The 11,871-nt window shown below is 67.9% G+C and carries 11 protein-coding genes and 1 tRNA gene; 7 read left to right on the top strand and 5 right to left on the bottom strand.

All coding sequences use genetic code 11. The annotated features are described in order from the left end of the window. Positions 1 to 8 precede the first annotated feature (8 nt). The gene (locus ACEN8G_RS04490; RefSeq protein ID WP_413414357.1) at positions 9 to 1,721 is read right to left on the bottom strand and encodes a ShlB/FhaC/HecB family hemolysin secretion/activation protein; all 1,713 of its coding nucleotides are present in this window, start codon (positions 1,719 to 1,721) and stop codon (positions 9 to 11) included. A gap of 332 nt (positions 1,722 to 2,053) precedes the next feature. Next, positions 2,054 to 3,214, bottom strand: coding sequence for a helix-turn-helix transcriptional regulator (locus tag ACEN8G_RS04485; RefSeq protein ID WP_413740742.1), 1,161 nt, complete (start codon positions 3,212 to 3,214; stop codon positions 2,054 to 2,056). Positions 3,215 to 3,427: 213 nt separating this feature from the next. Here ACEN8G_RS04485 and ACEN8G_RS04480 point away from each other — a divergent pair, with 213 nt between their 5' ends. Both ACEN8G_RS04480 and ACEN8G_RS04475 read left to right on the top strand, forming a co-directional pair. Then, a complete protein-coding gene (locus tag ACEN8G_RS04480; RefSeq protein ID WP_413414355.1) occupies positions 3,428 to 4,108 on the top strand; it encodes a response regulator in 681 nt (226 codons plus the stop codon). Next, positions 4,095 to 6,023, top strand: a complete 1,929-nt coding sequence (locus ACEN8G_RS04475; RefSeq protein ID WP_413414354.1) for an ATP-binding protein — start codon at positions 4,095 to 4,097, stop codon at positions 6,021 to 6,023. The genes ACEN8G_RS04480 and ACEN8G_RS04475 overlap by 14 nt, the downstream gene beginning before the upstream one ends. A 6-nt stretch (positions 6,024 to 6,029) precedes the next feature. Here the strand turns inward: ACEN8G_RS04475 and ACEN8G_RS04470 are convergent, their stop codons facing one another. Beyond that, on the bottom strand, positions 6,030 to 7,001 hold the full coding sequence (locus ACEN8G_RS04470; RefSeq protein WP_413414353.1) for a GlxA family transcriptional regulator: 972 nt from the start codon (positions 6,999 to 7,001) through the stop codon (positions 6,030 to 6,032). A gap of 109 nt (positions 7,002 to 7,110) precedes the next feature. On the opposite strand from ACEN8G_RS04470, the gene ACEN8G_RS04465 reads away from it, so the two are divergent. The 3 genes from ACEN8G_RS04465 to ACEN8G_RS04455 all read left to right on the top strand — a co-directional run bounded on the left by ACEN8G_RS04465 (position 7,111) and on the right by ACEN8G_RS04455 (position 8,855). Then, complete coding sequence (locus tag ACEN8G_RS04465; RefSeq protein ID WP_413414352.1) at positions 7,111 to 7,752, top strand: HD domain-containing protein; 642 nt, start codon at positions 7,111 to 7,113, stop codon at positions 7,750 to 7,752. A gap of 97 nt (positions 7,753 to 7,849) precedes the next feature. Then, complete coding sequence (locus ACEN8G_RS04460) at positions 7,850 to 8,632, top strand: HAD-IIA family hydrolase (RefSeq protein WP_413414351.1); 783 nt, start codon at positions 7,850 to 7,852, stop codon at positions 8,630 to 8,632. Positions 8,633 to 8,729: 97 nt separating this feature from the next. Then, positions 8,730 to 8,855 (top strand): hypothetical protein, encoded by a 126-nt coding sequence (locus tag ACEN8G_RS04455; RefSeq protein WP_413414350.1) that lies wholly within the window; start codon positions 8,730 to 8,732, stop codon positions 8,853 to 8,855. Between the two features lie 99 nt (positions 8,856 to 8,954). On the opposite strand, the gene ACEN8G_RS04450 is transcribed toward ACEN8G_RS04455, so the two are convergent. Beyond that, positions 8,955 to 9,030: transfer RNA gene (locus tag ACEN8G_RS04450), tRNA-Ala, on the bottom strand. Between the two features lie 83 nt (positions 9,031 to 9,113). Continuing rightward, positions 9,114 to 9,434: an FYDLN acid domain-containing protein gene (locus ACEN8G_RS04445; protein WP_413414349.1), complete on the bottom strand. Its 321-nt coding sequence runs from the start codon at positions 9,432 to 9,434 to the stop codon at positions 9,114 to 9,116. Positions 9,435 to 9,536: 102 nt separating this feature from the next. Between ACEN8G_RS04445 and aroA the strand changes: the two genes are divergently transcribed. Both aroA and ACEN8G_RS04435 read left to right on the top strand, forming a co-directional pair. Next, positions 9,537 to 10,862 carry a 3-phosphoshikimate 1-carboxyvinyltransferase gene (aroA, locus tag ACEN8G_RS04440; RefSeq protein WP_413414348.1) on the top strand — a complete coding sequence of 442 codons (1,326 nt, stop codon included), beginning with the start codon at positions 9,537 to 9,539 and terminating at the stop codon, positions 10,860 to 10,862. Then, entirely contained in the window at positions 10,859 to 11,845 is a 987-nt protein-coding gene (locus ACEN8G_RS04435; RefSeq protein ID WP_413414347.1) for a proline iminopeptidase-family hydrolase, read from the top strand. The genes aroA and ACEN8G_RS04435 overlap by 4 nt, the downstream gene beginning before the upstream one ends. The last annotated feature ends 26 nt before the right edge of the window (positions 11,846 to 11,871 follow it).

Genomic DNA, 11,871 nt, shown 5'->3' with positions numbered 1-11,871 from the left:
CTGAACCCTCAGAAGATCGAGGCGGTGAGGCTGACGAGGAAGCGGTCGCCGGGCTTGGGCGTGTTGGGCGCCACCCGGTCGAAAGGATGCGCCCAGGCGGCGTCGAGCGAGAACCAGGGCCCGATCTGCGCGCGGATGCCATAGCCGGCGGAGCGCAGCGTCGTCCGGTCGGCACCCGGCCCGATATTGGTCAGGCGCACCGCGTCGAGGAACGCATAGGGGCGGAAGACGGAGCGCTTGGCGAACTGGAAGGGCGCGGTGCTGATCTCGAGGGTCGAGCCCAGCGCCCGGTCGCCCGACGCGGCCGAGGGGTCGTAGCCCCGGCCGATCGACAGCGTGCCGGCGGAGAACTCCTCATAGGAAAGCAAAGGCGTGTTGGTGTACTGCCAGCTGGTCGCGATGCTGGCGGTCACCGGCCCGAACAGCCGCCCGCCTACCGAGAGATCGGCGCGGAACACGGTCGCGTCCGGCCGGCCGCCGAAGCGCGAGGCGACCGGATTGCCGAAAGGCGTGGCGCCGAGGCCGTTGACGCCCTTGCGCAGCTCGATCGAGCCGGTCGCCACCACGGAGTGCGAAGCCAGCTCGCGCGGTGCGAGGAAGCCGTCGAGCTTGGCGAAGAACACGCGCAGCTTGTCGTCGGTCAGCGTGGCGATGCCGCCGCCGAATTCGACCTTCTGGTCGATCCATTCGAGACCGCCCGACAGGTTCAGATTGTAGCGGCGGTGGCGCAGCAGCGGATAGCTCAGCCGGGCGTTGCCGGCAAAGCTGTTGCCGAGCAGGTCGAGCGGCGTGAGCGCTGCCCCCGGCCGGGTCCGCGCGAACGAGCCGGACAGGTCGAGCTGCAGCCCTTCCCCGCCCAGCTTGACGCTCTCGGTCAGCTGGATGACGCGCTGCTCGGGGCTGGTGATCGTGCCATAGCCGATGATCGTCGTCCGCTCGCCGAGCGGGGTGAAGCTGTTGTAATCGACCCGCGCGGTGGCGAGGTCGCGGCCGATCGATTCCGAGCCGTAATTGTTCGCCGCGAAGCTGGCCGTCACCGGCGTGCGCGAGACCGCGATGTCGAGATCGACCGCCCCCTTGCCGCCCGGCGTCTGCTTGAGCGAGGCTTGGACGATCACACCCGGAATGTCCGAGGCGAGCAACAGGTAGCGCTGGGCGACGTTGAGGTCGAACGGCGCCATGCCCTTGAGCTTGTCGAGATAGCGCTCGACCTGGCGCTGCGCCGGGCCGACATCGCCGTGATAATTGACCGAGGCAACATGCGCCTCGGTGACCGAGAGGACCAGCTTGCCGTCGGCGATGCGCTGCTGCGGGATCTCCACCGCAGCGAGGACGCCGCGACGCAGGTAGAGCGAGGCCACGCGGTCGCGGATCGTGCAGATCGTGGCGACCGGCACTTCGCGGCCGATCAGGTCGGCATAGGCGAGGCGCAGCCGCTCGTCGGAAAGCGCGAGCTTGCCGCTGGTACCCTGGAATTCGACGCCGGTCAGCGTGACCTTCAGGTCGCTGCCGGCAAAGGGGCACGGCCCCGCCTCCATGTCACGGAACAGCTCGCCGCGCGGGGCTGCCGGCACCGGCGATTGCTGGGCCGGGTTGAGCTGCTGGCGCGAGGGCAGCACCTGCGCAGCCGCGGGCGTGGCGAGCGCAGTGCCCGCGAGGAACGAAAACAGCGCAAGCGTCTTCCGCCCGCTGGAGCGGGTGTGCACGGCAACCTTCGGCATCGATCGGCCTTTTGTCTGAAACGGAGAAACTGGAAGGCCGCCCTGCCCCACGACCCGGTTGGGCGATCCTGCATCCGTAATGTACCGGAGGGGCGGTTTGGCGTCTGTCGCTACTAATAGTGACAGCCGTGGAACGACGTCACGGAAGCCGTCGCTAGCCGGCCCGAAACCCTGGCCGACGGCTAAGCCACGGCAGGAAAATCGCTTTTCCATCGGCACCATCCCCCTCCGCGGACGCGCACGCACGATCGCGAAGCTGGCTGCCTAGGAAGGCACGGCGGGAGCGAATAGCTCCCATATGGGGGTAAAATCCGCGCGCCGTTGCGCGCCGGTCAGACGAGCCGGATGGTCGGCACCGACATGGCCAGCCGCACCAGGTCCATCTGGCGATGGCAGCCAGTCTTGGCCTGGATCGTCTTCAGCCGGGTGCGCGCGGTCGAGAGCTGGATCCCCAGCTTCTCTGCCGCCTCGCCCAGCGGCACGCCGGCGATCACGGCATCGGCGAGCTTCTCCTCGGCCGGCGACAGGCCGAAGCGGCGCGCGATCCAGGCGACCGCGCCGGGCGGCGTGTCGTCGGGGTCGGAGATTACGAGCAGCACCTGCCCCGGCAGGCTCGGCAGCCCGAAGCTGGCGGCGCTGGCGACCGGCCAGAACATCGCATGGAGCGCCGCCCCGCCCGAGCGCCGCGGCAGCATCACACCGGGCAGGTCTCCGCCCGTCATCGGCGCATCCGCACCGGCGCGGCAGCTGGCAAAGGCGTCGTCGAGCGCACGGCTGCTCCTGTCGTCGAAGCTGCGCGGCTGGCCGAAGCGGCTGAGCGTGATCCCCTCCCCGCACGCCACCAGCGCCTCGGCCTTGCGGTTCATCGTCATCATCCGCCCCTCGGGGTCGAGCACGAAGGCGGCGTGCATCCAGCCGTCGAACACCGTCTGCGAGGCCATGCCGGCCGAGCGCATGTCCATCAGCGTCCGCCGCAGCTTGAACGCACGGCTGAAATGCGGGGCGAGCAGATGGAGCAGTTGCATCTGGTGCGCGCGCCGCTCGGCATCGTTCCAGCGATCGGCGAAGGACAGCGAGGCCCAGCCGCCGGGCTCGCGCTCGAGCACCATCCCCGTGCCATGCCGGCCGATCCGGTGCGGGCGCATGAAGTCGTTGTAATGCTCGGTGCGATAGAGTTCCTCGTCGCGGATGATCGCCTCGCTCCGCACCGGGTTGCCGACCCGGTTGCGCGGCACGAAGTCGACATAGGGACTGGTCGAGAAGTGCCAGGCCGCATAGTCGCGCAGCGCGGCCTCGGGATAGTTCGCCACCACGTTGAGCGCTGCCGAGGGCACGAGGCTCTCATGGCTGAACAGCGCCACGGTCATCTCGGGATAGATCGACTCGATGCGGTCGACGAGCCGCTGCCACAGGCACGGATCGAGCGCGGCCTCGTAGATGCCGCCGACCAGCTCCGCCACGAGCATCGGGGTCAAGGGTTCCGGGCTTGGCATGGCGCGACTCTTGTTTTGCCTGACCTGGGAAATGCGCGATTAACCCAGGCGGGCGTCCGGAACAAATTGTAACGAGCCCGAAATATTGCGTATGTCGCTATTTCTAGGGACAGGCCTGAGGCGAAACCGATGGTAAAGGCGAAAAAGCCGGGCGCAGCTGCGCGCCCTTCCGATCGCCGCGCACCAGGGCGCGGACCGCTCCAGGATGCCCGAATGGCCGATTCCGCTCCCTCCCGGCTCAAGGTCGCGCTGGTCGAGGACGACATCGCCTTCCAGAACAGCTTCGCCGCCGCGGTGGGCAGTTCGGAGGACATGCGGCTGATCGGCATGGCGCACAACGTTGCCCAGGCGCGCAAGATGCTGGCCGGCGATCCGCTCGACGTGCTGGTGGTCGATCTCGGCCTGCCGGACGGATCGGGGATCGACGTGATCCGCGACGCCCATGCCGCCTGGCCCGATTGCGGGATCATGGTCAGCACCACCTTCGCCGACGAGAAGCACGTCATCGCCTCGATCGAGGCGGGCGCGGCGGGCTATCTGCTCAAGGACAGCTCGGCCGAGAAGATCGCCGACGAGATCCGCGCGCTCCATGCCGGGGGCAGCCCGATCAGCCCGCGCATCGCCCGCCAGATCCTGCTGCGCTTCCGTCCCGCCGAGCCGGTGCCCGCCGCGGCGACGCTGGCGGAGGTTACACCGATCGCCACCCCGCTCTCCCCGCGCGAGCGCGAGGCGCTGGAGCTGATCACCAAGGGCTTCAGCTATGACGAGATCGCCGAGCTGATGCAGGTCTCGCGCAACACGGTGATGACCTTCGTCCGCCGCATCTACCAGAAGCTCGAGGTCACCTCGAAGGCCGAGGCGATCTTCGAGGCCCGCAACCATGGCATCCTCTAGGACGCTGCGGGCCTTTCTCCTCTATTCCGGGCTGGCGCTGCTGGTCCTGCTCGCCTGCTATTACGGATCGCGGCCCCAGGGCATCCACCTGACCCGCGCCGAGCTGCTGGTGCAGGACACCCAGGGCTACCCGCCGCCGCCACGCACCCAGGACTGGCGCGCGCTGCAGGGCCAGTGGCAACAGGTCGCCCTGCCCCACGCGCCGCGCCCCAAGATGGTGCCGGGCGCCGGCGATGGCGGGAAGCTGCCCACCCGGACTAGCTGGTATCATTTCAGCCTCGGCCCCCAGCACGCCGCCCCGCCCCATTCCTATATCTACATCCCGCGCTGGAAGACCGATGGCGAGCTGGCCATCTATATCGACGGGCGGCTCTTCTATCAGACCCATGCCAATCTCCAGTGGAACGGCTCGAACCGCCCGCTGTGGATCCCGCTCGAGGAAGCTGCCGAAAGCACCCCGCCCAAAGACATATTGATCCGCATCCGCCATGTCCGCGGCATCGGCGGCGCGCTCTCGACGCTGTGGATCGGCGACTACCGCCAGCTCGGCGCCGCTTACTACATGCGCGCCTTCTTCCAGGCCGAGCTGCCCTATATCAGCTCGGCGCTGTTCCTCGCGACCGGCGTGTTCGCCTTCCTGATCTGGCTGCGCACCCGCAGCGAGACGCTCTACCTGCTCTATTCGGTGATGACGCTGGTGACGTTCCTGCGCGTCATGCATGCCTATATGGGCGCGGACCGGCTGCCGATCTCCGACGCCTGGTTCGGCTGGATCACGGTCAATTCCGTCGGCTGGGCGGTGCTGATCACCCACCTCTTCCTCACCGCGCTGCATCGCCATCACGTCCGCGCGCTGACCTGGGTTATCACCCTGATGTGCATCGGCTTCGGCGCGATCACCCTGCCGCTGTTCGAGGGCACGACCGACGCGACGATCATCTCGCCGCTGATGTACATCACCATGGTGTCGGTCGGCGCCGTCACCTTCGCGCTGCACATCGTCTGGAGCCGCCGCGCCGGCACGCTGGAGGGCGCGGGCCTCGCCATCTGCGGCCTGCTCTCCTTCATCCTCGGCGGGCGCGACATGCTGCTCCAGAACAACATCATCGACATCGAGAGCCTGTTCGTCTCCTTCTACGCCCAGATCTCGCTGATCATCGTCTTCTGCCAGATCATGCTGAGCCGCTACCTCAAGGCGATGAAGGCAGTAGCCGAATCCAACGTGGTGCTCGCCCGCAGCCTCGCCGAGCGCGAGGCCGAGCTCACCGCCAGCCACCAAAAGCTGCGCGAGATCGAGCGGCGCGAGGTCCTCCTCCAGGAACGCCAGCGGCTGATGCAGGACATGCATGACGGGCTCGGCTCGTCGCTGGTCAGCACGCTGCGCATGGTCGAGCACGGCCATATCGACGAGGCCGACATCGCCCAGCTGCTCAAGGGCTGCATCGACGACCTCAAGCTCACCATCGATTCGATGGAGCCGGTCGAGACCGACCTGCTGCTGCTCCTCGGCACGCTGCGCTTCCGCCTGCAGCCCCGGCTCGAATCGACCGGCATCCGCCTGCGCTGGGAGGTGCGCGACGTGCCGCCGCTCGCCTGGCTCGACCAGCGCCACTCGCTGCATATCCTGCGCATCCTGCAGGAAGCCTTCACCAATGTGATCAAGCACGCCGGTGCGACCGAGATCACCGTCACCACCGGGGTGCGCGACGGCTGCGTCTGCGTGGGCGTGGCGGACAATGGCAAGGGCTTCGACGTGGCGGCGACCGGCCCGGGCCGGGGCCTGGGCAACCAGGCCCGCCGCGCGGAAGTGATCGGCGGACGGGTCGAGATGGAATCGAGTAGCCGGGGCACGCGCTTCACGCTGCTGCTGCCGGTCGAAGGCATGCAGCGCGGCGCCAGCCAGGCCATGCCCTGAAGCCTCTCAGCCCTGCCCGACCCGCCGGTGCTGCGCCCGATAGGCCGCCGGCGTGACTCCCAGCCGCCGCTGAAAGGCGCGGCGAAAGGTCTCGCCATCGGCAAAGCCGCAGCGCGCCGCGGCAAGCTTGGGTGCGACCCCGTCCTCGAGCAGCTGCCGGGCGGCCTCGATCCGCACGCCCTCCACCCAGAAGGACGGCGTCGCCCCGACTTCCTCATGGAACAGCCGGGCGAAATGCCGGGAGCTGATGCCCGCGCGCGCCGCAAGGCTGGCGACATCGTGCGGCGCGTCGGGATGGGCGATCACCCAGCGTTGCACCTCCTGCAGGATGCTCCGCCCCACCGGGCTCCCCTGGCGGTTCCGGCTATAGTGCAGCTGGCCACCGGGCCGACGGAAATACATCACCAGCTGGGCCGCGACGCTGCGCGCGATCTCCTTGCCCAGGTCCTCCTCGACCAGCGACAGGGCAAGGTCGAGGCCCGCCGTCACCCCCGCGGAGGTGCGCAGCCGGCCGTCCCGCACATGGATCGCGTCCATCTCGAGCTGGACGGCGGGGAAGCGCTCGGCAAAGCGTTCGGCGAGCGCCCAATGCGTCGTAGCCCGGCACCCGTCCAGCAGCCCCGTCTCGGCAAGAAGGAACGCGCCGGTGCAAACCGAGCCATAGCGCCGCGCCGCTTCCGCCGCGGTGCGCAGCCGCGCATAGAGTTCGGGATCGCGGGCGCGGCGATGCAGATGCGGCGCGCCCGCCACCAGCAGCGTGTCGACACCCAGGCTGGCTGGAGCCCCCAGCACCTCGTCGGCGACGATGCGCATGCCTGACGAGGCCTCGATCGTCCCCGGCGCGCTTCCGAGCACGCGGATGCGATAGGCTGGCTTCCCAGCCTGCACATTGGCTTCCGCGAACACGTCCGCCGGGCCCGACACGTCCAGCAGCTGCACACCGTCCATCGCGACTATTCCGATCGTGCGTGTCGCCATCGCCTGTGTCCGTTCGCTCCCAGCTTTGGCTGTATTATCCTATTTCCGTATAAACATGCCAGCGCGCGTGCACGCTATCCGATCGCCTCCCCTCCCAAAGGAGTTCGAGATGCCGATGATCGATCCTGCCGCCGCAATCCCCGACAGCAAGCTTGCCCGGGCCATTACCGAGTTCGTCCGCGACAATGAGACGGACCTGCTCTTCAACCATTCCAGCCGCGTCTATCATTTCGGCGCGCTCGCCGGGCTGCATCGCGGGCTGCTGTTCGACCGCGAGCTGCTCTACGCCGGCGCGATGTTCCATGACCTGGGGCTCATGCCGGATCATGCCAGCCCGCAGGAGCGCTTCGAGGTCGATGGCGCCAATGGCGCACGCGCCTTCCTCCGCGAGCACGGCGTGCCGGAAGAGGATGTCTATACCGTCTGGACCGCGATCGCGTTGCACACCACGCCCGGGATCCCGGTGCACATGCATCCCGTGGTCGCGCTGGTGACCGCCGGCGTCGAGATGGACGTGCTCGGCCTGACCTATGGCGAATATAGCGCGGCGGAACGCGATGCCGTGGTCACTGCCTTTCCCCGCACCCCGGCCTTCAAGGAAGACATCATCCAGGCCTTTTACGAGGGCCTCCGCAACAAGCCCGACACCAGCTTTGGCAACGTCAAGGCGGACGTCATCGCCGACAAGGAGCCGCATTTCCACCGCGGCAATTTCTGCCAGGTGATCCGGTCCTCGCGCTGGGCGGGGTGAGGCGGCGCCGCAAGCAGGATGGTCTTGCTCGCGTTTCTGCTCGACAAGCGGCACCGCGCCGATCATCCGGCGGGTGACCGCATCGAGGAAGGACGGCATGGCTGACGACAGGCGAACCGCCGAATGCTGGCTCACGGACATGGACGGAGTGCTCGTCCATGAAGGGCATGCCCTGCCCGGCGCAGCTGCCTTCCTGGCCCGGCTGGTCGAACGCGAGCGGCGCTTCCTGGTCCTCACCAACAATTCGATGTTCACCCCGCGCGACCTGGCCGCCCGGCTCGCGCGCGCCGGGCTCGTCGTTCCCGAACAGGCGATATGGACCTCCGCGCTGGCGACGGCGGATTTCCTGTCGCGGCAGCAGCCGCGCGGGACCGCCTTCGCGATCGGCGAGGCAGGGCTCACCACCGCGCTCTACGAAGCCGGCTACACGCTCACCGATACCAACCCGGACTATGTCGTGCTCGGCGAGACGCGGACGCTCTCCTTCGATGCGATCACCCGGGCCGTCCGCCTGATCGAGGGTGGCGCGCGCTTCATCGTCACCAATCCCGACGTAACCTCGCCGTCCCCGGACGGCCCGTTCCCGGCGACCGGCGCCATTGCCGCGATGCTTACCGCAGCCACCGGCGCCCAGCCCTATTTCATCGGCAAGCCCAATCCGATGATGTTCCGAAGCGCGATGACCCGCATCCAGGCGCATGCCGAGAGCACGGTGATGATCGGCGACCGGATGGACACCGATGTCGTCGCCGGCATCGAGGCCGGTCTCGATACCGTGCTGGTGCTGACCGGCTCTACCCGGCCCGCGGACATCCCGCGCTTCCCCTATCGGCCGACGCATGTGCTGGAGACGATCGCCGATGTGGTGCCGCTGATCTAGCGCATCGCTTGGGGATACTGCTTTGATCGCCTCGGTAGATTAGTCTCACCGATATTCCCCGCGAGACTGGCGAGGCGGCCTCGATCATATTTCCCGCATGATCGAGAAAGCAGATGCCGCGGAACACCGCATCCCAAACAATTGGGCGAGCGTGAAGCTCGCAACCGGCGCAGCGATAAACCTGTTGGGGGTCACGGCGCTGCTGGCGCACGTCTGGCCCTGACCCCAAGGGTCCCATCAGGCGATGGCCGGGCGCGTCGGCGGCGGCACCAAGTCCCAGAAACGAAAAAACCCGCATTTCTGCGGGCTTTTTCGGGAGGAATGGTGGAGCCGAGGGGGATCGAACCCCTGACCTTCGCAATGCCATTGCGACGCTCTCCCAGCTGAGCTACGGCCCCATTTCCTCGGGAGACGGGCCCTCTAGATGGGCCCTTCGGGTCTGGCAAGGGCCTTTTTTCGACCCCTGCCATTTTCCCGCAAATTACTGCTCGTCTTCGTCGCCGCCGGTCTCGACGCCCAGGTCGTCGTCGCCGCCCAGATCGACGTCGTCGTCGGCCGAGGGCTCTTCGTCCTCGCCGATGTCCAGATCCTCGTCGCCCAGATCACCGTCCTCGGTTTCGGGCTTCTCGCCGTCCTTCTTGACCATCTCGAACGGAAGCGGCTGCTTCGACTTCAGGATGGGCTCCGGATCCCAGGAGAAACTGCAATTGATGCAGGTGACGGGTTCGTCCTTGGTCAGATCATAGAAGCGCGTACCGCACTTCGGGCACGCGCGCTTGGTGCCCCATTCCGGCTTCACCATGTGTTGCCTCTTCGCCTTTCAAAATCTCGGATTTCGGGATGTTGTCCCGGAAAGTGGGGCGCGCCTTGCCATGCCGCAAGGGCGCTGTCAAAGCCGCGCGTTATGTCCACTGCCACGCCCCGCCCGCTCGCCGTCTCCTCCCGTGGTCCGCTGAAGGGCCGAGTCACCGTTCCCGGCGACAAGTCGATCAGCCATCGCTCGCTGATGTTCTCGGCGCTCGCGGTCGGCGAAAGCAAGATCGAAGGGCTGCTCGAAGGCGAGGACGTGCTGGCCACCGCCGCCGCGATGCGCGCTATGGGCGCGACGATCAACCGCGGCGAAGACGGCGTCTGGACGGTCAGCGGCGTCGGCGTCGGCGGGCTGCTCCAGCCCGAGACTGCGCTCGACATGGGCAATTCGGGCACCTCGACGCGTCTTTTGATGGGCCTTGTCGCCAGCCACCCGATCACCGTGACCTTCACCGGCGACGCCTCGCTCTCCAGCCGCCCGATGGGCCGCGCGATCGAGCCGCTCAGCCAGATGGGCGCGGAGATCACCGCCAGCCCGGGTGGCCGGCTCCCCTTGATGCTGCGGGGTATCAATCCTGCGGTGCCGATCACCTACACGCTCCCGGTCGCCTCGGCCCAGGTCAAGTCGGCGGTGCTGCTCGCCGGCCTCAACACGCCCGGCATCACTCGCGTGATCGAGCCGGTGCCGACTCGCGACCATAGCGAGCGCATGCTCAAGGGCTTCGGCGCCGAGCTGACCGTCGAGGACAGCCCCGAGGGCAAGATCATCTCGATCCGCGGCGAGGCGGAGCTCAAGCCCCAGCATATCGTCGTGCCGGGCGATCCCTCCTCGGCCGGCTTCTGGATGGTTGCCGCGTCGATCGTGCCGGGATCGGACATTACGATCGCCAATGTCTGCATGAACCCGACCCGTACCGGGCTGATTCAGGCGCTCCGCATGATGGGTGCGTCGATCGACGAGGTCGATTCGCGCGAAGTCGGCGGCGAGCCGGTCGCAGACCTGCGCGTCCGCCATGCCCCGCTCAAGGCGATCGAGGTCCCGCCCGAGCTCGCGCCCAGCATGATCGACGAGTATCCGATCCTGTTCGTCGCCGCCTCGGTCGCCGAGGGCCGCACCGTCGCCCGCGGCGCGCACGAGTTGCGCGTCAAGGAATCGGACCGGATCGCGACGATGCGCGCCGCGCTCGAAGCCAATGGCGTGGTGCTGGAGGAATTTGACGACGGCCTCGCGATCACCGGCACCGGCGGCGCGCCGATCCCGGGTGGCGGCGCTGCCGTGTCGAAGCTCGACCACCGCATCGCGATGAGCATGACCGTCGCCGGCCTCGCTGCCACCGCGCCGATCGCCATCGATGACGTGGCCCCGGTCCAGACCAGCTACCCCGCATTCTTCGACGTGCTGGACAGCCTGACCGCATGACCCGGATCGGCCGCCGCGCTTTCCTCGGCGGCCTCGCCGCCGGCGCCATCGCCCTGCCCGCCTGGGCGCGGATGCCGGCGGGCGACATCCGGTTCGCGCCGGACCGGGAGCTGATGGTCCCGGTCGAGGGCGGCAGCGTCTATGTCCGGGTGAATGGCGATCTCAAGGGCAAGCTTCCGCCGCTGATCTATGCGCATGGCGGCCCGGGTGGCGATCATTCGGGGCTGTTGCCCCTCACCGCCCTTGCCGGCGAGCGCGCGGTGATCCTGTGGGACCAGCTCGACTCCGGCCGCTCCGACGCGCCGCTCGATCCGAAGAACTGGAAGGTCAGCCGCTTCGTCGACGAGATCGACCGGATCCGCGACGCGCTCGGCATCACCCGCTGGCATGTCGGCGGCGGCAGCTGGGGCGGCACGCTGGCGATCGAGTACGGCGCGCGGCGGCGGCCCGACACCGCCAGCCTGATCGTCCAGTCCCCATTGGTCTCCACCAAGAGCTGGCTCGCCGACGCGAACCTGCTGCGCTCCCGGATGCCCGTCGAGGCGCGCACCACGCTGGAGAAGTGCGACACCGCCGCCCCGCCTCCGGAAGCGGTGTGTGAATCGGCGACCTGGGATTTCTACCGCCGCCACGTCATCCGCTCGCAGCGCGCCGACGGCATCGCCGAGTATCGCGCCCGGGCGCCACGCGACGCCGGGGACACACTCTACCACCGGATGTGGGGCAAGGCCGAGTTCGTCTCGACCGGCACTTTGCGCGATTATGACGGCGAACCGCTGCTCAAGAGGCTGGATGGGCCCAGAACCCTGTTCGTATGCGGAGAATATGACGAAGCCCGCCCGGAAACCGTATCCCGGTTTTCGAGGCAGGTCCCCGGATCGACCTTCCGCGAGGTCATGGGATCGGCCCATTCGATCCTCTCCGACCAGCCCGAGGCCTATCTCGCCCTGCTGCGCAACTGGATGGCCCGTCACGATATTTGATGGTGATTCGCCGCCGAATCGCTTGA

It is taken from the genome of Sphingomonas sp. Sphisp66, assembly GCF_047324325.1.
GTDB lineage: Bacteria > Pseudomonadota > Alphaproteobacteria > Sphingomonadales > Sphingomonadaceae > Sphingomonas.
This window is presented reverse-complemented; position numbering and strand designations above follow the sequence as displayed.

What these genes read in the sequence shown, in the direction of transcription:
- ACEN8G_RS04465 (WP_413414352.1), top strand. Translation starts at nt 7,111, where the DNA reads ATGCCGATGATCGATCCTGCCGCCGCAATCCCCGACAGCAAGCTTGCC.
- ACEN8G_RS04485 (WP_413740742.1), bottom strand. Translation starts at nt 3,214, where the DNA reads ATGCCAAGCCCGGAACCCTTGACCCCGATGCTCGTGGCGGAGCTGGTC.
- ACEN8G_RS04480 (WP_413414355.1), top strand. Translation starts at nt 3,428, where the DNA reads ATGGCCGATTCCGCTCCCTCCCGGCTCAAGGTCGCGCTGGTCGAGGAC.
- ACEN8G_RS04490 (WP_413414357.1), bottom strand. Translation starts at nt 1,721, where the DNA reads ATGCCGAAGGTTGCCGTGCACACCCGCTCCAGCGGGCGGAAGACGCTT.
- ACEN8G_RS04470 (WP_413414353.1), bottom strand. Translation starts at nt 7,001, where the DNA reads ATGGCGACACGCACGATCGGAATAGTCGCGATGGACGGTGTGCAGCTG.
- ACEN8G_RS04435 (WP_413414347.1), top strand. Translation starts at nt 10,859, where the DNA reads ATGACCCGGATCGGCCGCCGCGCTTTCCTCGGCGGCCTCGCCGCCGGC.
- ACEN8G_RS04455 (WP_413414350.1), top strand. Translation starts at nt 8,730, where the DNA reads ATGATCGAGAAAGCAGATGCCGCGGAACACCGCATCCCAAACAATTGG.
- ACEN8G_RS04445 (WP_413414349.1), bottom strand. Translation starts at nt 9,434, where the DNA reads ATGGTGAAGCCGGAATGGGGCACCAAGCGCGCGTGCCCGAAGTGCGGT.
- aroA (WP_413414348.1), top strand. Translation starts at nt 9,537, where the DNA reads ATGTCCACTGCCACGCCCCGCCCGCTCGCCGTCTCCTCCCGTGGTCCG.
- ACEN8G_RS04460 (WP_413414351.1), top strand. Translation starts at nt 7,850, where the DNA reads ATGGCTGACGACAGGCGAACCGCCGAATGCTGGCTCACGGACATGGAC.
- ACEN8G_RS04475 (WP_413414354.1), top strand. Translation starts at nt 4,095, where the DNA reads ATGGCATCCTCTAGGACGCTGCGGGCCTTTCTCCTCTATTCCGGGCTG.